The sequence below is a fragment of the Microbacterium sp. 71-23 genome, from assembly GCF_001897265.1.
Taxonomy (GTDB): domain Bacteria; phylum Actinomycetota; class Actinomycetes; order Actinomycetales; family Microbacteriaceae; genus Microbacterium; species Microbacterium ginsengisoli.
The window spans coordinates 346,332-365,261 of sequence record NZ_MKSL01000012.1; the positions used below are offsets into that span (position 1 = coordinate 346,332).

The window sequence follows — 18,930 nt, forward strand, 5'->3', positions numbered from 1 at the left end:
GTGGGGTTCGCCACCCGGACGCCGCCGCGAGCCTCAGCAGCGGCCGTGCGAGGTCTCGCGCCCCGGCCATCGCCCGGATCGCGGGCCGAACGAACACCTCGAACGAGAGAGCGGATGACACGGGGTTGCCCGGCAGCCCGAACAGCAGCGGTCCCGCGGCCAGACGCCCGAAGGCCTGCGGCTTCCCCGGCTGCATGCGCACCCGCACGAACTCGATGCCGCTGTCGGGCGCCGCGAGCGCCGTCTTCACGACTTCGAACGCCCCCGCGCTGATGCCGCCGCTCGTGACGATCAGGTCGGCGCGCGCCGACACCGCGCCGGCTATCGCCGCGAGGAAGGCGGCGTCGTCATCGGGAACGACGGCGCGGAAGGCGACCTCGGCGCCGGCCTCGAGCGCGAGTGCGGCGAGCTGCACCCCGTTCGAGTCGGGGAGCCGTCCCGGCCCCGGCGTGTGACCCGCCATGACCAGTTCGTCGCCGGTCGAGACGATCGCCACCCGCGGGCGTCGCGCGACCACGAGGTCCGTTACTCCCGCCGCGGTCGCGGCGCCCAGTTGCAGGGGGCCGAGCACGGCTCCCGAGGGAACGACCTCGTCACCCACCTGCACGTCGACACCGCGGCGCCGCACGAATGCGCCCTGTCGCGCCGGGGCCGTCACGGTGATCTCCCCGAACGAGTCGGCGAGCCCGCCTACGGTGTCCTCGAACGGCACGATCGCATCGGCCGCCGTCGGCACCGGTGCGCCGGTCATGATGCGCACGGCCTCGCCGGCACCGAACGACGGATCGAGCGCCGAACCGGCGGGCAGGTCGGCGATGACGCGCAGCGTGACCGGAGGGGACGCGACATCCTCGGCTCGCACGGCGAACCCGTCCATCGCCGAGTTGTCGAACGCGGGGATGTCGAGTCGCGCGACGACCGCCGCGCGCAGCACCCGGCCCTGCGCGTCGGCGGGAGTGACACGCTCGTCTCCGGTGGGGGTCACGGCCGCGAGGATCGCCGCGAGATGCTCCTCGACCTCACGCATGCCGCTCATGCGCTCACCCGTGCGGGTCGCAGCGGCACCTCGCGCTGGGTGCCGCGCAGCGCGTCGACGAGCAGCACCCGGCCGAGGAGCGGCTCGCCGACGCCGGTGACGAGCTTCACGGTCTCGGTGGCCAGCACGGCGCCGATCTGCAGGCAGAGCGGGCCGAAGACGCCCACTTCCGCGCACGACGGGAGTGTGCCGACGGATGCCGCGGGGTACAGGTCGTCGAGCACGATCGGCGTGCCTGCGCTCGGCCTCGACCAGAACACGGTGGCCTGGCCGGCGAATTCCTGCACGGTGCCCCACACGAGGGGGAGGCCCGTGGACTCGGATGCCGCGGCCACCGCGCGTCGCGTGTCGAACGTGTCGCTGCCGTCGACGATCACGTGCGCGCCGGCGAGCAGATCGGCGGCGTTGCGCGTGTCGAGACGTGCGCGCCGGGCGATCACCCGGGTCGCGGACAGGTCGGCGGCGGCACGCACCGCGCTGTCGACCTTGGGCGCACCGACATCTCCGCGACGGTGCAGCACCTGGCGCTGCAGGTTGGAGAGGTCGACGTCGTCGTCATCGATGACGGTGAGCGTGCCGACGCCGGCCGCGGCCAGCGCGAGGATCACCGCCGACCCCAGCCCGCCGGCACCCACCACGGCGACGTGCGCGGCCGCGAGCCGGCGCTGGGCGGCATCCCCGAAGTCGAACATGACCCGGTGGCGGGCTGTGCGCACCCGTTCGTCGGCGGGAAGGTCCTCGACGGGGTCGACGAGGGGGGCGAAGGGCATGTCCACAGGCTAGCCCCGCGGAGACAGAGGAGATCTGGCATCCGCAGGTGCGATCACCTCGTCCGGATCGCGCCGCAGATGCGGATACGATCGCTTTCGTGCCCTCCTACAAGATCGCCCAGGCCGCGCGCCTGCTCGGCGTGAGCGACGACACGGTTCGCCGCTGGATCGACCACGGGCTTCTCGCAGCCACCGACGCCACGCCCATCGAGATCGACGGCGCCGCGCTCGCGGAGTTCGTCGTCGAGCGCCGGCGGCAGCCCGCCGATCCCGCGGAGGGGCTCTCGAGCGCCCGCAACCGCTTCTCGGGGCTCGTCACGCGCGTCGAGATCGACGGCATCATGGCGCAGGTCGACATTCAGGCGGGACCGCACCGCGTGGTCTCCCTCATGTCAGCCGAAGCCGCACGCGACCTCGCACTCGAACCGGGCTCGCTCGCCGTCGCGATCGTGAAAGCCACGACCGTCATCGTCGAGACCCCGAAGCCCTGAGACCCCACTCGCACCCGAGGAGCAGCTGCCCATGAACGCCCGTCGCCTCATCCTTGCCGCGGTCGCCGCGGCATCCGTCCTGCTCGGCGCCACGGCGTGCGCGAGCGATGCATCGAGCTCGGCGACCCCGTCGGCGAGCTCGTCGGTCGCCGCCGCCCCCAGCGGTGACCTCACGATCTACGCGGCCGCATCACTGCGCAACGCCTTCCAGGCTGTCGCGACGGCGTTCGAGGCCGAGTATCCGCAGGTGACGGTCAAGCCGATCGTCTACGACGGCTCGTCGACGCTCGCCACCCAGATCGTCGAGGGCGCGCCCGTCGACGTGTTCGCGTCGGCGGACACCAAGAACATGACGAAGGTCACGGACGCGAAACTCGCCTCCTCCCCGCAGAACTTCGCGACCAACACGCTCGTGATCGCGGTTCCGTCGGCGAATCCCGCGCGCATCGCGACCCTCGCCGACCTCGCGCGCCCGGGGGTGTCGGTCGTGCTGTGCGCGCCGGCCGTGCCGTGCGGCTCGGCGTCCCAGACCCTGCTGAAGAACCAGGGCGTCTCGGTGACCCCTGTCAGCCAGGAGCAGAACGTCACCGCCGTGCTCACGAAGGTGTCATCCGGTGCGGCTGACGCCGGCCTCGTCTACGCGACCGACGTTCGCGGGGCGAGCGGTGTGACCGCCATCGTCCCCGCCGGAGCCGACCAGGTCGTCAATGAGTACCCGATCGCCGCCCTCGCCGGCGCCCCGAATCCGACCGCGGCGGCCGCCTTCACGGCGTTCGTGACGAGCGCGGCGGGTGAGCAGATCCTGCAGAGCTACGGCTTCGGAGCCCCGTGATCCGACGCCGCGCCGGCGCGCACGGCACCCGCACACTTCCGCGGGTGCTCGTGGTGCCGGCCGTGCTCGGGCTGGCGCTTCTCGTCGTGCCGCTCGCCGCGCTGGTCGCTCGGGTGGACTGGGCGACGCTCCCGGCGGACATCACGTCGCCCGACGCGCTGTCGGCGCTGGGGCTCTCGCTGTCGACAGCGGTCGTCGCGACCCTCGGATGCCTCGTGCTCGGTGCTCCGCTCGCACTGCTCATCGCCCGGTCGGGCCCGCGCCTCGCCGCGGTGCTGCGTGCGGCCGTGACCGTGCCGCTCGTGCTGCCGCCGATGGTGGGCGGCGTGGCGCTGCTGTATCTGTTCGGACGGAACGGATGGGGCGGCGTCCTGCTCGCGGGCATCGGCGTGCGACTTCCGTTCACGACGACCGCTGTCGTGATCGCGCAGGTGTTCGTCGCGCTGCCGTTCCTCGTGCTGTCCCTCGAGGGTGCGCTGCGCGCCCGAGGATCGGGGTATGAGGTCGCGGCCGCATCGCTCGGCGCCGGACCTTGGACCGTGCTGCGGCGTGTCACCCTTCCGCTCGCCGCCCCGGGGCTGGTCGCCGGCACCGTCCTGTGCTTCGCGCGGGCGATGGGCGAGTTCGGTGCGACGGCGCTGTTCGCGGGCAACGCACCGGGAGTGACGCAGACCATGCCGCTCGCGATCTACACCGCGTTCAACGGGGCCGGCGTCGACACCTCCACGGCCGTCGCGCTGTCGCTGCTGCTGCTCGTCACCTCGATCGCGGTGCTCGTCGCCGTGCGGGCGTGGCGGTTCGGGAGCGTGCGATGACCTCCTCGCTCGACGCCCGGGTCGTCGTGCGCCGCGACGGCTTCGACCTCGACGCGGCCCTCGCCGTCGCACCCGGCGAGACGATCGCGGTCATGGGGCCGAGCGGTGCGGGCAAGTCGACCCTGCTGGGCGCCCTCGCCGGTCTCGTGCCGCTGGACGACGGCCGCATCGCGGTGGGCGGGCGCGAGCTGTCGACGCCCGCGCGCACGGTGCCCCCGGCGCGGCGTCGCGTGGTGCTTCTCTCGCAGGACCCCCACCTGTTCCCGCACCTCAGCGCCCTCGACAACGTCGCATTCGGGCCACGGGCGCGCGGGGTGCCCCGGTCGGTCGCGCGTGCACGCGCGCAGGACTGGCTCGACCGGCTCGGTGTGGGGGCCGCGGCATCCCGTCGTCCCGACGCCTTGTCCGGCGGTCAGCGGCAGCGGGTCGCCCTCGCCCGCGCGATCGTCACGGAGCCCGATGTGCTGCTGCTCGACGAGCCGTCCACCTCGCTCGACCCGCTCACCGCGCAGGATGTGCGCGCGGCCATCGCGTCGCTGCCGGCGACCACCACGGTGCTCGCCACGCACCATGTCGCCGACGCGGTCGCGCTCGCGGCACGGCTGTGCGTGCTCGAGGCAGGCCACATCGTGCAGCTCGCCGCCACAGCCGACGTGCTCGCGGCCCCCGCGACCGCGTTCAGTGCCGCCCTCGCCGGCGAGGCCGGCTGGCTGCGTGACAACCGGGCGCCCGGTCCGCGCTGATCAGCGCAGCGACAGGATCCACGCGGTCGACCACGACCCGAGCGCCACGCCCGCGATCAGTGCGACACCGGCGATCGCGACCGTCGCCTTCGCGGTCACGCTGCGCTGCAGGTCGTTCGGGATCGGCGCCGCGCCCGTGGGGATCGGCCCGCTCGGATGCTCGAGCGTCGGCATCCGCTGCTCCGCAAGCTCGTCGCGGCGGCTGATCCAGTCGTCGCGGTGATCGCCGTCACCGAGCGCGCGCACGAGCGCGTCGACGGTGCGCACCGACGGCAGATGCCGACCCGCGAGGGCCTCCGAGAGCACGCTCTTGGACACCCCCGACGTGTGCTGCAGACGCGTCAGGGTCGGGTTGTCGGCATGCAGCCGCAGCCTTCTCAGGTCGGCAGCGAAAGCACTGACATCATCTTCGACACGATTCATCCCCTCCATGGCACCAGCCCTCCGACAGCTGCTCGCGCATGACGCCGATACTTCTTCCCCAGTACCGACAGTCCGTGTATATCACCCCATCCCGCTGCGCGGCAGGGGTTGCGTCCGGGCGCATCACGTGGCATCTCCGGGTGCGGAGACGAGTTCGGGGCGGCCGATAGTCTGCGCGGATGCCCCACACCCTCCGCGCTCTCCGTGCCGACGACCGCCCGCGGATCGCGGACGTATGCCTGCGTACCGCCGATCTCGGCCGCGACGCGACCGGCTTGCTGTCGGATGACGCGCTGTGGGCCGACGTCTTCGCGCTGCCGTACACGGTGCGACATCCCGAGTTCGCCTTCGTCATCGCGGACGCGGACGATGCCGTGGTCGGGTACTGCGTCGCCGCTCCCGACACCGATGCGTTCGAGGAGTGGTTCCGCACCGACTGGTGGCCGGTGCGTCGTCGTGAGCCGGATGCCCCGGGCCTGTCGCACCGCGAGGCGGAACTGCGGCGTTACGCCGACGGCCGGCGCGCGGGCGCCGAGCCGTTCGCCGACACGTATCCGGCGCACCTGCACATCGACCTGCTCCCCGCGGCCCAGGGTGCCGGCTGGGGGCGCCGTCTCATCGACGCGCAGCGGGCGGCGCTCGCTGATGCCGGCGTGCCAGGACTCCACCTCGTGGCCGCGGCGGACAACGCCGTTGCCCTCGCCTTCTACGATCGGCTGGGGTTCACCCGCCTGCCGTCGCAACCGAGCACGCAGGCGTTCGGTGTCGTGCTCGGCTGAGCGGCCTCCGCGGCCGGTCAGATGCAGATCGGCGTGCCGAGCTCGACCGGGGTGCCCGCCACCGTCACCGCACCCGTCGCGCACAGTCGCTCGTCGGCCGACACCCGCACGAGCAGCGGAGTGGTCGCGACGGTTCCACCCTGAACCGTGATGCTCTGCCGATGCGGTCCGCCGGGTGCGCTCTGCGGATAGATCGCGACGGAGAGGGTCGCGCCCCGATCGGTGCCATCGTCTCGACTCACCCGCGCCCAGGCGGCAGAGCAGGCGTCGGACCACAGGATCTCGATCTCCACGCGCCCGCTGTCCCGCACGTCGCCGGTGACGACGCGGGCATCGTTGGCGCAGGAGGTCGATGCCGGGTCGCTGCCGTCCCGCACCGCGACGGAAGGCGGCGGCGCTGTGCCTCGAGCCACGTGGGTGACGGTGAGAGCGATGGCCGCCGTCACAACGGTCCCGAGCACGAACGCGGCCGCTGCCCACACGAGCGCGACACGTCGCGCCACGGTGACGGGCGCGGGCCGGATGGTTCTGGCCGCAGGCGGCGGAGCATCGCGCTGTGCGAGTCGGTCGCGCCGTGTCGCCCACCCGCGGGCATCGCCGCCGCACGCGACCGCGATCCGATCGACCGTGCGCGCCGACGGCAGCTTCCTGCCGTTGAAGGCCTCGGAGAGCACGGTGCGGGAGACTCCCGTCTCGCGATGCAGGCGTTCCAGCGTCGGGCTGTCCGCCTCGAGCCGCAGCTGCCGCAGGCCCGCCGCGAACTCCTCGAGCGAATCGTGTTCCCCCTGCGCACCCGCTGTCACGATGTCCCCCCGGATCGCTTCGTGATGAGCTTCGTTTATAGCAGTCCCGGCCGAGCGACTCTGTGACGTCCGTCGGGCCGCGGCATCCTCACTCGAAGCGGATGACGCGCCGGCGTTCGATGAGCGGCGGGGCCTCGGCGAGAGAAGATTGCTCGCTCTTGACGGCGCCGTCCTCGATCCACCCGTGCCGTTCGTAGAAGCCGGCCGCGCGTTCGTTGCGGTCGAGCACCCACAGGGATGCCTCGGCGAACCCCGACGAACGCAGTGATGCCGTGGCCGCGGTGAGGAGCTCATGCCCGACGCCGGCCGACCAGAGCGAGGGGTGCACGTAGATCGCGTGCAGCTCGCCGGTGCCGGGTCGGTCGTCGTCGCGGCAGGCGCCGACGGCCGCCCATCCGACGATCACTCCGTTCTGCTCTGCGACGAATTGAGCGGCGCCGGCAGCTGCGGTGTTCTCGAGCCAGAGCTCGGCGCGCCGGTGCCCCTCGCGTTCGGGGTCGAGCGCCGCGAGGATCCGGTCGTCGACGAGTCCGTCATAGGCGACGCGCCAGGTGTCCACGCGCACGCGGGCGATGCCCCAGGCGTCCTCGCGGCGGGCTTCGCGCACGCTGACGAGGTCGCTCATGCGGTCATCCTGCCCGCGACGATGCGCACCTCGCGATCGATGAGGTGAGCGGGCACGGCGACGTGCGAGACGAGCACGACGGCGTGGTCGTCGCCGACAGCGGTGAGCAGGTCGTCGAGGAGCGCGTCGGATGCCGCGGGGTCGACCCCCGCGGTGGGCTCGTCGAGCACCAGCACCGCGAAGTCGGCGAGGAGGGCGCGTGCCAGCGCGAGACGTTGCGCCTGCCCGCCCGAGGCGAGTGCACCGCGTTCGCCCAGTCGTGAGTCGAGGCCGCCGCGGTCGCGTGCCCAGTCCTCGAGGCCGACCCGACCGAGCGCCGCCCACAGATGCGCGTCGGAGGCGCCGTCGTCGGCGAACAGCAGGTTCTGCCGGATCGACTCGTCGAACAGGTACGGGTTCTGCTCGACGAGGCCGATCGTGCGTCGCAGGTCATCGCCGGAGAGCGTGGACGCTTCGCGTCCGCCGATGGTGAACGAGCCGCTGTAGTCGAGGAAGCGCACCAGCACGTGGGCGAGGGTCGTCTTTCCCGCACCGCTCGGGCCGGTCACGAGAACCCGCTCGCCGGGCGCGACATCGAGGCTGACGTCGACGAGTCGGCCCGCGTCGTCGGCCTCATCGCGGACACCCGCGCGCTGCGGCCAGGCCGCGCTCATGCCGCGCAGCGAGAGTCCCGTGCCGAGCGGCGGCGCCTCGCCGGTCGGGGCGGGCTCGTCGCGCACGAGCTCGGCCGGGATCTCTGCCGGCACGGTGTCGGCGATGCGCTGGGCCGCGCCGCGCACCTGCCGCCAGGACGCGAGGGCGAGCGGCACGGGACCGAACACCTCGAAGATCGCCATGGGCATGAGCACGATGAGCGCGAGCCAGGGCCCGTCGAGGCTTCCGCCCGCGAATGCGGGCTGCGCCGACAGCAGCACCAGCAGCGAGGCGAGGCCCGCCACCAGCGACACCGCTCCGCTCGTCGCGCCCTGTGCCGTCGCGCGGCGCACTGTCGCGCGACGCAGCGCCTCATCGGCGATGCGCACCCGAGCGGATGCCGCAGCCTGGGCGCCGTACGCCTGGAGGACGTCGAGCGCCCCGAGCTCGTCCACGAGCGCGTCGGAGAGTCGTGAGCGCAGCGGGGCGAGTGAGCGCTCGGCGCGCGCGCCGAGCGCGGCCCCCACCCAGACCGCGAGAGCGAACGCGAGCACGAGGCATCCGAGCAGCACGGCCGCGGCCGGAAGGGAGACGAACGCCACGAACACGACACTCGCGAGGCTCGTGGTCGCGGCGACGACGAGGGGCAGCACGACGCGCAGCGGCAGGTTCTGCAGCTCCTCGACATCGTCGACGAGGTTCGACAGCAGGGCGCCGCGGCGGGCGCCGCCGAGGCCGTCGGGGGCCAGGGGCACGAGGCGTCGCACCAGCCCGGCACGCACCCGCGCGAGCTGCCCGAGGGTCGCGTCATGACTCGTGAGGCGCTCGCCGTAACGGAACACGCCGCGCCCGATCGCGAACGCGCGCACTGCGACGACGACCGCCGAGATGAAGATGACGCTCGGCTGCTCCGCGGCGCGGGTGATGAGCCATCCGCTCGCTGCCAGCAGCGCGATCGAGCTGATGGCGGTGCCGAACCCCGTGAGCACGGCGGGGGAGAAGCGGCGGGCGGACGGTTGCGCGTCGCGCAGGATGCGCGCGGTCTCGGCGGTGCGCGGGTCGCTGACGGTGCTCACTGTGGCACCTCCGCAGGCAGCACGAGAACGGATGCCACGGCCACACGGCGGTCTGCGATCGCCCGCGCGCTCGGGCGGTGGGAGACCAGCAGCACGCCGGCGCCGGCATCGGCGGCAGCCCGCACCGACGCCCACACCTGAGCTTCCGTGTCCGTGTCGAGGGCGCTCGTGGGCTCGTCGAGCACGAGCACCCGGGCGTCGGTCGCACGCAGCCGGTACAGGGCGCGCGCCAACGCGACGCGCTGAGCCTGTCCGCCCGAGAGCCCCGCCCCGCCGGCGCCCAGCACGATGCCCGCGTCGACATCGCCCGCCGCGGCATCGGTGAGGCATCGGGCGACGAGCACGGCATCGGGGGTATCGGCGCCAAGCGCCACATTCTCCGCCACGGTTCCCGAGAGCAGCCCGGCGCGCTGGGGCATCCACGCGATGGCCGCGCGCGCGCCGCCGCTGATCTCGCCCTCCGCGTGGGCGAAGCCGAGCAGTGCCGCGATGACGCTCGACTTCCCCGCCCCGCTGGCACCCTCGAGCAGCACGACCTCGCCCGCGCGCACGTCGAGGTCGATCGGACCGATCATCCGCTCGCCGCGCGGAACCCGCAGCCCGCGCGCCGTCAGAAGCGCACCCCCCTCCGCCGTGGGGGCGGTGACGGCGCGCGTCCGACCGCCCTGAGCGCGCGCGGCGTCGAGCACCGCGAAGATGCCGGATGTCGCGGCCATCCCCTCGGCGGAAGCGTGGAACTGCGCACCCACCTGCCGCAGCGGCAGATACGCCTCGGGGGCCAGGAGCAGGGCGAACAGGCCCACGAGCAGCACCATCTCACCGTCGAGGAGCCGGAAGCCGATCGTCACCGCGACGATGGCGACCGAGATGGATGCGAGGAACTCGAGCGCGAAACCCGAGAGGAACGACACCCGCAGGACCGACATCGTCTCGTGCTTGTAGCGCCCGGTCACCTCGTCGATACTGTCGGCGGCACGGTGCTGACGGCCGAAGATCTTGAGCGTGCCGAGTCCCTGCACGGTGTCGGCGAACCGGGTCGCGAGGGTGGTGAGCGTGTCGAACTGCCGGCGCTGCACTGCGCCGGTCGCGAGACCGATGAGCACCATGAAGATCGGGATGAGCGGCATCGTGAGCACGACGATCACCGCCGACAGCGGGTCGGCCAGCAGGATCGCCACGATGACGATCGGCATGGTGATCGCCGTCGCCACCAGCTGCGGGAGGTAGCGCCCGAAGTAGGCGTCGAGCGCCTCGAGTCCGTGCCCGGCGGTCACCGCCAACGCGGTGGTGCTGCGCTGCGACAACCACGTGGGACCGAGCTTCTCGACGGCGGCGATGAGGGCGGCGCGCAGCTGGAGCGACGCGCGCGCGGCCCCTGCCGCCGACACCCGCTCCGACGCCGCGATCAACGCCCCGCGCACCAGCACGAGCGCTGCACCCGCCGCGACGAGCGGCAGCAGCTCGCCGATCGGCGCACCGCCGATCGCGCCGGTGAGCGCGCGGGAGACCACCCATGCGAACCCCACGATCACACCGCTCTGCGCCAGCACGATCGCCGCTTGCACCGCGAGGAACCCGCGGGTCGCGCGCGCGTACCGCAGCAGACGCGGATCCAGGGGTCCCCGCCGCACGGGGGGATCGGCCGGGCCGTCGGGGGTCACGTCTTCGATCCTGCCTCATGCGCCCGGACGGCACCTGCGAGCGCCGCCGGGCAAAACCACCTCGCCTACGACGACGGATGCCGCGGCCCGGGGAGGGGCCGCGGCATCCGCGTGGGTGAGGTCTCGGTCAGTGTGCCGATGCCGCCGCCTTCTCGATGAAGCTGCGGGTGACGCGCTTGCGGAAGACCCAGTACGTCCAGCCCTGGTAGAGCAGCACGAGCGGCAGGAAGATGAACGCCGCCCAGGTCATGATCGTCAACGTGTACGGCGTGCTCGACGCGTTCTCGATCGTGAGGGTGCCCGCCGGGTCGGTGGTGGAAGGCATCACGTTCGGGAAGAGCGAGAACCACAGGGTCAGCACCGCGAACGCGACGGTCAATACGCCGAACGTGAAGGCCCAGCCCTGCTTGTCGCGAAGGTTCGCCAGGATCGACGCGATGAGGGCGACCGCGGCGATCGCGGCGGCGGCGATCGCGAACCCGAGCGCCGGGGCACCCTTCGAGGCGGCCATGACGATCGTCCAGATGAGGAACGCCGCCGCGACCACGACCGTGACCACACCCGCCTTGGTGGCGAGGCGCTTCGCGTCGGTGTGCACCTGACCGTCGGTCTTCAGGGCAACGAAGTAGAGACCGTGGGTGAAGAAGACGAGCACGAGGGTGACCCCGCCGAGCAGCCCGTAGGGGTTGAGCAGCGTCAGAAGCGACCCGGTGAAGTTGTGGTCGGCATCCAGCGGCACCCCCTGCACGATGTTGGCGACCGCGACGCCCCACAGGAGCGCGGGGAGCACGGAGCCGATCACGATGAGGGTGTCGAAGCGCCGCTTCCACTTCTCGGATGCCCCGCGGTGCCGGTACTCGAACGAGACGCCGCGCAGGATCAGCGAGAGCAGGATCAGCAGCAGCGCGAGGTAGAAGCCGCTGAACAGGGTGGCGTACCACTCCGGGAAGGCGGCGAACAGGCACGCGCCCGCCACGATCAGCCAGGTCTCGTTGAGGTCCCAGACGGGGCCGATCGTGTTGATCACCTGGCGACGGGAGATGTCGTCCTTGCCGAGGAAGGGCAGGGACATGCCCACGCCGAAGTCGAAGCCGTCGAGCACGAAGTAGCCGACGAAGAGCACTCCGACGATCCAGAACCAGAGGTATGAGAGGTCCATGATGATGTTCCTTTCCGCTCAGTAGACCGTCGTGGGGATGTGGATGTCGTCGGCGTCGGCCTCGCGCTTCTCGCCGCCCTCGAACTCACCGGACTTGCCCCCGAGGATCGGGAACGGGCCGGCCTTCGCGGTCTTGACGATGAGGCGGAACTCGACGACCGCGAGCGCGGCATAGATCGCGGTGAAGGCGATCAGCGAGATCAGTACCGTCCAGCCCGGCACATTGGGCGAGACGCCGTTCGCGGTTCTCATCAGGCCGAACACGATCCAGGGCTGCCGTCCCATCTCGGTGAAGATCCAGCCGACGAGGCTGCCGAATAGCGGCAGCGGCGCGCTCCAGATCGCGACCTTCCACGCCCACGTCGGGACGGGCCGCTTCGCGTTCTTGCGCGTGAGCCAGAGGCCGACAGCCGAGATCACGGCCGCGAGTCCGCCGAAGCCGATCATCCAGCGGAACGACCAGTAGGTGATCCAGATGGTGGGCGTGTAGTCGCCGGGGCCCCACTGCGTCGTGTACTGGGCCTGCAGGTCGTTGATGCCCTGCACGCACGCTGTGAAGTCGTGCTCGGAGAGGAACGCGAGCAGGTACGGCACGCGCAGCGACCAGATCTCCTGGGTGCCGTCTGGTGTGCCGAGCGAGAAGATGGAGAACGAGGCATTCGCCCCGCAGGCCGTGTTGTACAGCGCTTCGGCGGAGGCCATCTTCATGGGCTGGGTCGCCACCATCTGGAGGCCCAGCAGATCGCCCGCGATGAACACGCCGACGAACGAGGCGATCATGAACCAGAGCCCGAACCGCAGTGCCGGACGCATGATGTCGATGTGCTGCTTGCGCGACAGGTGCCACGCGGCGACGGCGATCACGACGCCGGCCGCGAACATGAACGACGCGAACATCGTGTGCGGGAAGGTCGCGAGAGCCACTCTGTTGGTGACCACTGCGAAGAAGTCGGTCATCTCGGCGCGCTTGCCGTCGGCGGACATCGTGTAGCCGACCGGGTTCTGCATCCACGCGTTGGCCGCGAGGATGATGTACGCCGAGATGCTGGCGCCCGCCCACGCGATCCAGATCGTCGCGAGGTGCAGCTTCTTCGGCAGGCGGTCCCAGCCGAAGATCCAGAGCCCGAGGAACGTCGCCTCGAGGAAGAACGCGAGCAGACCCTCGAACGCGAGCGGGGCGCCGAAGACGTCGCCCACGAAGCGCGAGTAGTCCGACCAGTTCATGCCGAACTGGAACTCCTGCACGATGCCGGTGACGACGCCCATCGCGAAGTTGATGAGGAACAGGCTTCCGAACAGTCGGGTCAGCTGCAGCCACCGCACGTTGCCGGTGCGCACCCAGGTCGTCTGGAAGATGGCGACGACCAGGCCCATGCCCAGCGTCAGCGGAACGAAGAGGAAGTGGTAGAGCGTCGTGAGCCCGAATTGCCAGCGGGCCAGTGCGAGCGGATCGAGAAGATCCATGGAAAGTCGCCTCCTACAGAGGGTGCACAGCGCGTCGGCGTGGCCGGCGGAGCCGTGTCTCGGCTCACTAAGGAGTCTCCCAGCTTGCTCCCGTGAGGCCCGTGGAGTTTCGCCGTGAATAATTGATCCTTTGGCCCGCGCTCGGGGCCGATCGCGTCCCGGGTGGATGCCGCGGCATTAGCCTCGAGACATGATCGCGCCGCTCGTCGACACCCACGGCCGGGTGCACAGCGACCTGCGGATCTCCCTGACCGACCGCTGCTCGCTGCGCTGCACCTACTGCATGCCGGAACAGGGCAACGAGTGGCTCGCGCGCGAGAGCATCCTCACCGTGGACGAGATCGTGCAGGTGGCGACGGTGGCCGTCGCCGCCGGCGTGAACACCTTGCGCCTGACGGGCGGGGAGCCGCTGCTGCGCCGCGACCTCGCGGAGATCGTCTCCCGCCTGTCGGTGCTCGAAGGGCCCGGGGGACCGGTCGAAGTCGCGATGACGACGAACGGCATCGGGCTCGACCGGCGTCTCCCCGAGCTCATCGACGCCGGGCTTGCCCGCGTCAACATCTCGCTCGACACCCTTCGCCGCGATCGCTTCGCCGCCCTCACTCGTCGAGACCGCCTCGACGAGGTGCTCGCGGGCGTGCGGGGGGCGGCGGCATCCGCTCTCGCCCCGGTGAAGCTGAACGCCGTCGCCATGCGGGGCGTCAACGACGACGAGCTGGTCGAGCTGGTGGAGTTCGCGCTCTCGATCCGGGCTGAGCTGCGTTTCATCGAGCAGATGCCTCTGGATGTCTCGCACACGTGGGACCGCGCGCAGCTGGTCACCCGCGAGGAGATCCTCGCCGCGCTCGGTGAGCGCTGGCGGCTCGTGCCGGCGGGCGAGCGCGAGCACGCCCCCGCTGAGCGCTTCCTGCTCGAAGGCGGTCCGGCATCGGTCGGGGTCATCGCCTCCGTGACTGCGCCGTTCTGCGCGGGGTGCGACCGACTGCGACTGACCGCCGACGGTCAGCTGCGCAACTGCCTGTTCTCGCGGTCGGAGTACGACCTCGTGCCCGTGCTGCGCGGCGGCGCGGTCGGAGACATCGACGAGGTGCTGCGCGCGTGCGTCGCGGGAAAGCGGCGTTCGCACGGCATCGACGAACCCGGGTTCGTGCAGCCGCAGCGCGGGATGAACGCGATCGGCGGCTGACGGCCGCGTGCGGGTGCGCCGACCTCAGCGGGTCAGGTGCACGACGCACTCGTGCGGGTTGCACGACGGGGCCATGCCCTCGACCCGCAGCGGTCCCCGTGCCTGCGCGAGGACGCCGTCCATGAGGTTGAGGTGCACGGCGCACAGCACGGAGCGGTTTCCGCTCTCCGAGCCCGAGTGTGGGCACGGGCTCAGGTCGACGGTGAGCTGGTGCTGGTCGACGACCGGGTCGAAGCCGGCGTCGCCGAGGTCCTCCACGAGCGCGTCGAGCTGGTGCACGGCGTCGTTCTCGAGGGCGTGATCGTCGGTCCAGGGCATGACGCGCCGCATCAGGTCGCCGCGCTCGGCAGCGTCGCGCGCCTTGCGGGCGGCGATCGGGCTCCAGTCCTGCACGCCATCGGCGGCCGAGTAGAGCACGCGAGGGCGGCCGCGCGTCGTGCGCTTCTCGACCTCGGGCACGACGTACCCGCCGTCGATCAGCCGCTGCACGTGCTCGCGCACCGTGTTCGGATGCAGGCCCGTGATCTCGCACAGGTCGCTGATGGTGCGCTGGGGGCTCTCCTGCAGCAGGTGCAGGATGCGCACGCGCGAAAAGCTGGAGATCGCCGAGTATCCGGGGCGGGGCATGGCACGTATTATCCGCCTCCCGTCGGTGATTTGACCAGACAGAATGGGCGTGTGACCCCCGCGCGCATCGGAATCGTGTTCAATCCCAGCAAGATCGAGCGCGAGCAGCTCGAGAAGTCGCTCGCCGCGGTCGGTGTGACGGATGCCTCGTGGTTCGAGACGACTCCGGATGACCCGGGTCAGGGGCCCGCCCGCGCGGCGCTCGCCGACGGCTGCACGCTGGTGATCGCCGCCGGCGGCGACGGCACCGTTCGAGCTGTCGCGGAGGTGCTCGCGGGTACGGACACCGAGCTCGCCATCGTGCCGCGGGGGACCGGGAACCTGCTGGCGCGCAACCTCGGGGTGCCGCTCGGCAGCGTGAAGGCTGCGCTCACCCGGGCCGTCGAGGCATCTGCCCGGCAGATCGACCTCGGCTGGGTCGACATCGACCGTGACGGAGCGATCGAGACCCACGGGTTCGTCGTGATGGTGGGCTTCGGACTCGATGCCCACATGCTCGCCGAGACCAGCGACGACCTGAAGAAGCGCGCCGGATGGCTCGCCTACGTGGAGGCGATGGGCCGTGCGATCTCGGCGACGGAGCTGGTCGGGGTGACGGCGGTCGTCGACGGTGGGGAGGCGGTCGAGGCATCCGCCCACACCGTGCTGATCGGCAACTGCGGCACCATCCAGGGCGGAATCACCCTGTTGCCCGACGCGGCACCCGATGACGGCACGCTCGACCTCCTCGCCGTCAGCGCGACCGGCATGCTCGAGTGGGCGGCGAACCTGAAGACCGTGGTGTGGGACAACGGTCTGCGTCGCGTGTTCGGGGGTTCCGACGACGCCGTGAGCACGGAGACGATGCGTCACGTGCAGGCGACCCGCATCGAGATCACCCTCGCCGAGCCGCGCGCCTTCGAGATCGACGGTGAGGAGATCGGGGACGTCACCCGCTTCACCGCCCGAATCGATGCGGGTGTGTTGCGCGTGCGCTGAGAGGGCGCCTCGACGTCACCCGCTTCGCCGCCCGCATCGACCCTGGTGTGCTGCGCGCGCGCTGATCGCGCCCGTGCTCACTCCAGGCCGGCGGCCCATTCGGCTGCGGTGACGACGGTGCCCTGGCGGGGGAAGACGCGGGTGAGTAGCAGGTCGGAGAGCTCGGGGTCGCCGTCGCCGCTCGCGTCGGAGAGTACGGTGAGGCCGTAGTCGAGGTCGAACGCCTGGCGGAAGGTCGAGAGCACGACCCCGCTGGTCGAGATGCCCGCGAGCACGAGGTGCGTGACGCCCTGCCCACGCAGCAGCACGTCGAGGTCGCTGCCGGTGAAGGCGCTGTAGCGGCGCTTGGTGACGATGGGCTCGCTCGGCAGTGGTGCGAGCTCGGCGATGATCTGCGTCGCGGGGCTCTGCTCCGTGAGCGCGTCGCCGGCGGCGGCGGCGAGGGCGGTGAAGGCGACGTTGCTCTGCGGCACCTCGGGGAAGCCGGGCCGGAATGCGACGCGCACGAAGAACACCGGGATGCCCTGGCTGCGGGCCGCGTCGAGGGCGGTGCGTGCGGCGGCGAAGATCTCGGGGCTCCCGCCGCGGGCGACGATCGCGGGCTGGAAGTCCATCAGCAGGAGGGCGGGGCGTGAGGTCGTCATGACCACACGATAAACAGGCGAAACTGGTCAGGTCAAACTGATCAGGCTAGACTGTCGAATATGACTGCGCACTCCGCCTCCGCCGTGACCGCCGCCCAGGACATCCGGGTCGCGTTCGGTCGGCTGCGGCGGCGCATGCAGGAGGTCGCCACGGACGACGACATCACGCCCAGCCAGGCATCTGTCATCGTGCGGCTCAGCAAGGGAGAGGCCGCGACTGCCGCCGGTCTCGCCCAGCTCGAGGGCATCCGTCCGCAGTCGATGGCCGCGACGCTCGTGGCGCTCGAGCAGCGCGGACTCATCTCGCGTACCCCCGACCCGACCGACGGCAGACGGCAGGTCGTGACTTTGACCGCCGCCGGGGCCGAGGTCGAGGAGGGCAACCGCGCCGCCCGCGGCGAGTGGATCGTCGGACGACTCGACGAGGTCTGCACCGAGCAGGAACGCCAGCTGCTGATCCGCGCCGCGGCCGTGCTCGACCGGGTCGCCGACCGGTGACCGGCGCCGTCGCCGCACCCGCCGGGCGGCGTCGCCCGCCGGCCGACCGCTTCGACCGTCGGCTGCTGCCGTCGATGATGCTCGGTGCGATCCTCAACCCCATCAACTCGTCGATCATCGCCGTCGCGCTCGTGCCCATCGCGCTGGCCTTCGGCGCCCCCGCGGCCCAGACAGCCTGGCTCGTCTCGGCGCTCTACGTCGCCACGGCGATCGGTCAGCCGGTCGTCGGTCGCCTCGTCGACAGGTTCGGCCCCCGGCCGGTCTACCTCGTGGGCGTCTCGCTCACCGGCATCGCCGGGATCATCGGCATGCTTGCGCCCGCCCTCTGGGTGCTCGTCGTGGCGCGGGTCATCCTCGGATTCGGCACCTGCGCCGGATACCCGTCGGCCATGTCGCTGATCCGACGCGAGAGCGACCGCGCCGGCATCGCCTCGCCCGCCGGTGTGCTGACGGTGCTCTCCGTCTCGACGCAGACGGTCGCCGTCATCGGGCCCACCCTCGGCGGGCTGCTGATCGGCCTCGGCGGGTGGCGGGCGACGTTCGCGGTCAACATCCCCCTCTCCCTCGCGTGCCTCGTGCTCGGAGCCGTCACGCTGCCCCGCGAGCCGCGCAGAGCGGATGCCGCGTCGCAGCGCCGCCCGTTCGACCTGCTCGGCATCGCACTGTTCACGGCCACCCTCGTGACGCTGCTGTTCTTCCTCATGGCGCCGGCGGTCTCGACGCTGTGGCTGCTCGGGGTCGCGGTGGCCGCGGCATGCCTGTTCGCCTGGCGCGAGCTGCGCGCACGCGAACCGTTCATCGACGTGCGGGTGTTCGCCGGGAACGTGCCGCTCATCGTGACGTTCGGGCGCGCGGTGCTCGCCGCGGTCGTGTCCTACGCGTTCCTCTACGGGTACACCCAGTGGCTCGAGGACGACCGCGGGCTCGACCCGACCGCGACGGGTCTGCTGCTGCTGCCGACGTTCGTGGTCGGCATCGCGGTGGCTTCGCTCACCGGGCGCCGCGCCGAGGTGCGCGCGAAGCTGATCGTGGGCGCCGCGGCGCAGCTCGTCGCGTGCGGCATGCTGCTGTTCGCGACGAGCGCGAGCCCGCTCTGGTATCTCGCTGCGATCGGCGTCATCATCGGCATCCCGCAGGGCCTGGTGAACCTCGCCGTGCAGAACGCCCTGTTCCATCAGGCCGACCCCGTCCGCATCGGAGCATCGTCGGGGCTGCTGCGCACGTTCATGTATCTCGGGGCGATCCTCGCGGCTGCGGCATCCGGGCTCTTCTTCCCGGTGCGAGCGGATGACGCGGGGCTGCGCGGGCTCGCGACGGTCATGGTCGTCGCAGCGCTCGTGCTCCTTGCGAGCGCCGTCATGGACCGCTCGCTGGGGAGAGTGGACCGCCTCGCCCGCGGTGCCGCGTGACCCTCGGCGAGCACACGGCTCGCGCATAGGGTGCGGGCAGAACTTGCGCAGACGCTACCGACAGGCTGGGTTGTCGTGCGTGCCGCTGCCCCCTCTGACCGCGTTCCGCGGGTGCGGCTGCGGCGGCTGCTGACCGAGCCGTGGCCCGTGTGGGCCGCCGTGCTGGTGATGACGGCGGCGTCGGCGGTGTTGATGGTGTGGAACCTCGGCCGCGGCGACAACTTCGCGTTCTATGAGTCGGCGGCGAAGTCGATGTCGGAGTCGTGGCGGGCGTTCGT

21 protein-coding genes (1 of these 21 cut by a window edge) are annotated in these 18,930 nt (G+C 71.6%); 10 read left to right on the top strand and 11 right to left on the bottom strand.

Annotation, left to right across the window (positions count from 1 at the left end):
* Together BGO15_RS05935 and BGO15_RS05940 are read right to left on the bottom strand one after the other, a co-directional pair.
* Positions 1-1,036: the 5' portion of a molybdopterin molybdotransferase MoeA gene (locus BGO15_RS05935; RefSeq protein ID WP_286747525.1), read on the bottom strand. 197 nt of this gene lie to the left of the window's left edge; 1,036 of the gene's 1,233 nt are visible here — the first part of the coding sequence; it begins with the start codon at positions 1,034-1,036; the stop codon falls past the left edge of the window.
* Positions 1,033-1,806: a HesA/MoeB/ThiF family protein gene (locus BGO15_RS05940; protein ID WP_056519443.1), complete on the bottom strand. Its 774-nt coding sequence runs from the start codon at positions 1,804-1,806 to the stop codon at positions 1,033-1,035. Before BGO15_RS05940 ends, BGO15_RS05935 begins: the two co-directional genes overlap by 4 nt.
* Before the next feature lie 98 nt (positions 1,807-1,904).
* Here BGO15_RS05940 and BGO15_RS05945 point away from each other — a divergent pair, with 98 nt between their 5' ends.
* The 4 genes from BGO15_RS05945 to BGO15_RS05960 are packed head-to-tail and all read left to right on the top strand — an operon-like array spanning position 1,905 to position 4,687.
* Complete coding sequence (locus BGO15_RS05945) at positions 1,905-2,297, top strand: TOBE domain-containing protein (RefSeq protein WP_045247305.1); 393 nt, start codon at positions 1,905-1,907, stop codon at positions 2,295-2,297.
* Positions 2,298-2,328: 31 nt separating this feature from the next.
* Entirely contained in the window at positions 2,329-3,129 is an 801-nt protein-coding gene (gene modA, locus BGO15_RS05950) for a molybdate ABC transporter substrate-binding protein (protein WP_056207526.1), read from the top strand.
* Positions 3,126-3,944 carry an ABC transporter permease gene (locus BGO15_RS05955; RefSeq protein ID WP_200930866.1) on the top strand — a complete coding sequence of 273 codons (819 nt, stop codon included), beginning with the start codon at positions 3,126-3,128 and terminating at the stop codon, positions 3,942-3,944. The genes modA and BGO15_RS05955 overlap by 4 nt, the downstream gene beginning before the upstream one ends.
* Complete coding sequence (locus BGO15_RS05960) at positions 3,941-4,687, top strand: ABC transporter ATP-binding protein (RefSeq protein ID WP_082483105.1); 747 nt, start codon at positions 3,941-3,943, stop codon at positions 4,685-4,687. The genes BGO15_RS05955 and BGO15_RS05960 overlap by 4 nt, the downstream gene beginning before the upstream one ends.
* On the opposite strand, the gene BGO15_RS05965 is transcribed toward BGO15_RS05960, so the two are convergent.
* Positions 4,688-5,110, bottom strand: coding sequence for a helix-turn-helix domain-containing protein (locus tag BGO15_RS05965; protein WP_056207522.1), 423 nt, complete (start codon positions 5,108-5,110; stop codon positions 4,688-4,690). It lies immediately after the preceding gene.
* Positions 5,111-5,289: 179 nt separating this feature from the next.
* On the opposite strand from BGO15_RS05965, the gene BGO15_RS05970 reads away from it, so the two are divergent.
* The gene (locus tag BGO15_RS05970; protein WP_056207520.1) at positions 5,290-5,889 is read left to right on the top strand and encodes a GNAT family N-acetyltransferase; all 600 of its coding nucleotides are present in this window, start codon (positions 5,290-5,292) and stop codon (positions 5,887-5,889) included.
* Between the two features lie 17 nt (positions 5,890-5,906).
* Here BGO15_RS05970 and BGO15_RS05975 read toward each other — a convergent pair whose 3' ends face one another.
* The 6 genes from BGO15_RS05975 to BGO15_RS06000 all read right to left on the bottom strand — a co-directional run bounded on the left by BGO15_RS05975 (position 5,907) and on the right by BGO15_RS06000 (position 13,310).
* Complete coding sequence (locus BGO15_RS05975; RefSeq protein WP_056207518.1) at positions 5,907-6,692, bottom strand: helix-turn-helix domain-containing protein; 786 nt, start codon at positions 6,690-6,692, stop codon at positions 5,907-5,909.
* Between the two features lie 88 nt (positions 6,693-6,780).
* Positions 6,781-7,317: a GNAT family N-acetyltransferase gene (locus BGO15_RS05980; RefSeq protein WP_056207517.1), complete on the bottom strand. Its 537-nt coding sequence runs from the start codon at positions 7,315-7,317 to the stop codon at positions 6,781-6,783.
* A complete protein-coding gene (gene cydC, locus BGO15_RS05985) occupies positions 7,314-9,026 on the bottom strand; it encodes a thiol reductant ABC exporter subunit CydC (protein WP_056207516.1) in 1,713 nt (570 codons plus the stop codon). The genes BGO15_RS05980 and cydC overlap by 4 nt, the downstream gene beginning before the upstream one ends.
* A complete protein-coding gene (cydD, locus tag BGO15_RS05990) occupies positions 9,023-10,687 on the bottom strand; it encodes a thiol reductant ABC exporter subunit CydD (RefSeq protein ID WP_082486360.1) in 1,665 nt (554 codons plus the stop codon). The genes cydC and cydD overlap by 4 nt, the downstream gene beginning before the upstream one ends.
* A gap of 127 nt (positions 10,688-10,814) precedes the next feature.
* Positions 10,815-11,846 (bottom strand): cytochrome d ubiquinol oxidase subunit II, encoded by a 1,032-nt coding sequence (cydB, locus tag BGO15_RS05995; RefSeq protein WP_045247298.1) that lies wholly within the window; start codon positions 11,844-11,846, stop codon positions 10,815-10,817.
* 18 nt (positions 11,847-11,864) lie between these two features.
* Positions 11,865-13,310, bottom strand: coding sequence for a cytochrome ubiquinol oxidase subunit I (locus tag BGO15_RS06000; protein WP_056207512.1), 1,446 nt, complete (start codon positions 13,308-13,310; stop codon positions 11,865-11,867).
* Positions 13,311-13,500: 190 nt separating this feature from the next.
* Here BGO15_RS06000 and moaA point away from each other — a divergent pair, with 190 nt between their 5' ends.
* Entirely contained in the window at positions 13,501-14,496 is a 996-nt protein-coding gene (gene moaA / locus BGO15_RS06005; protein ID WP_056207510.1) for a GTP 3',8-cyclase MoaA, read from the top strand.
* Between the two features lie 24 nt (positions 14,497-14,520).
* Here the strand turns inward: moaA and BGO15_RS06010 are convergent, their stop codons facing one another.
* The gene (locus BGO15_RS06010) at positions 14,521-15,123 is read right to left on the bottom strand and encodes a helix-turn-helix transcriptional regulator (RefSeq protein ID WP_056207508.1); all 603 of its coding nucleotides are present in this window, start codon (positions 15,121-15,123) and stop codon (positions 14,521-14,523) included.
* Positions 15,124-15,174: 51 nt separating this feature from the next.
* Here BGO15_RS06010 and BGO15_RS06015 point away from each other — a divergent pair, with 51 nt between their 5' ends.
* Positions 15,175-16,101 (top strand): diacylglycerol/lipid kinase family protein, encoded by a 927-nt coding sequence (locus tag BGO15_RS06015; protein ID WP_056519435.1) that lies wholly within the window; start codon positions 15,175-15,177, stop codon positions 16,099-16,101.
* A 77-nt stretch (positions 16,102-16,178) separates the two neighbouring features.
* Here the strand turns inward: BGO15_RS06015 and BGO15_RS06020 are convergent, their stop codons facing one another.
* Positions 16,179-16,745 carry a cysteine hydrolase family protein gene (locus tag BGO15_RS06020; RefSeq protein WP_056207506.1) on the bottom strand — a complete coding sequence of 189 codons (567 nt, stop codon included), beginning with the start codon at positions 16,743-16,745 and terminating at the stop codon, positions 16,179-16,181.
* A 60-nt stretch (positions 16,746-16,805) separates the two neighbouring features.
* Here BGO15_RS06020 and BGO15_RS06025 point away from each other — a divergent pair, with 60 nt between their 5' ends.
* From BGO15_RS06025 to BGO15_RS06035, 3 genes are all read left to right on the top strand, one after another.
* Positions 16,806-17,243 carry a MarR family winged helix-turn-helix transcriptional regulator gene (locus BGO15_RS06025; protein WP_056207504.1) on the top strand — a complete coding sequence of 146 codons (438 nt, stop codon included), beginning with the start codon at positions 16,806-16,808 and terminating at the stop codon, positions 17,241-17,243.
* The gene (locus BGO15_RS06030) at positions 17,240-18,652 is read left to right on the top strand and encodes an MFS transporter (RefSeq protein WP_056207502.1); all 1,413 of its coding nucleotides are present in this window, start codon (positions 17,240-17,242) and stop codon (positions 18,650-18,652) included. The genes BGO15_RS06025 and BGO15_RS06030 overlap by 4 nt, the downstream gene beginning before the upstream one ends.
* Before the next feature lie 75 nt (positions 18,653-18,727).
* Positions 18,728-18,930: hypothetical protein (locus tag BGO15_RS06035; protein WP_286747530.1), on the top strand; the 203-nt coding region annotated here is incomplete at its 3' end.

Bases quoted from the DNA above. Each gene is read 5' to 3' on its own strand.
- BGO15_RS05940 (WP_056519443.1), bottom strand. From the start codon at position 1,806: ATGCCCTTCGCCCCCCTCGTCGACCCCGTCGAGGACCTTCCCGCCGAC.
- modA (WP_056207526.1), top strand. From the start codon at position 2,329: ATGAACGCCCGTCGCCTCATCCTTGCCGCGGTCGCCGCGGCATCCGTC.
- BGO15_RS05960 (WP_082483105.1), top strand. From the start codon at position 3,941: ATGACCTCCTCGCTCGACGCCCGGGTCGTCGTGCGCCGCGACGGCTTC.
- BGO15_RS05965 (WP_056207522.1), bottom strand. From the start codon at position 5,110: ATGAATCGTGTCGAAGATGATGTCAGTGCTTTCGCTGCCGACCTGAGA.
- BGO15_RS05970 (WP_056207520.1), top strand. From the start codon at position 5,290: ATGCCCCACACCCTCCGCGCTCTCCGTGCCGACGACCGCCCGCGGATC.
- BGO15_RS05980 (WP_056207517.1), bottom strand. From the start codon at position 7,317: ATGAGCGACCTCGTCAGCGTGCGCGAAGCCCGCCGCGAGGACGCCTGG.
- cydB (WP_045247298.1), bottom strand. From the start codon at position 11,846: ATGGACCTCTCATACCTCTGGTTCTGGATCGTCGGAGTGCTCTTCGTC.
- BGO15_RS06000 (WP_056207512.1), bottom strand. From the start codon at position 13,310: ATGGATCTTCTCGATCCGCTCGCACTGGCCCGCTGGCAATTCGGGCTC.
- moaA (WP_056207510.1), top strand. From the start codon at position 13,501: ATGATCGCGCCGCTCGTCGACACCCACGGCCGGGTGCACAGCGACCTG.
- BGO15_RS06010 (WP_056207508.1), bottom strand. From the start codon at position 15,123: ATGCCCCGCCCCGGATACTCGGCGATCTCCAGCTTTTCGCGCGTGCGC.
- BGO15_RS06020 (WP_056207506.1), bottom strand. From the start codon at position 16,745: ATGACGACCTCACGCCCCGCCCTCCTGCTGATGGACTTCCAGCCCGCG.
- BGO15_RS06025 (WP_056207504.1), top strand. From the start codon at position 16,806: ATGACTGCGCACTCCGCCTCCGCCGTGACCGCCGCCCAGGACATCCGG.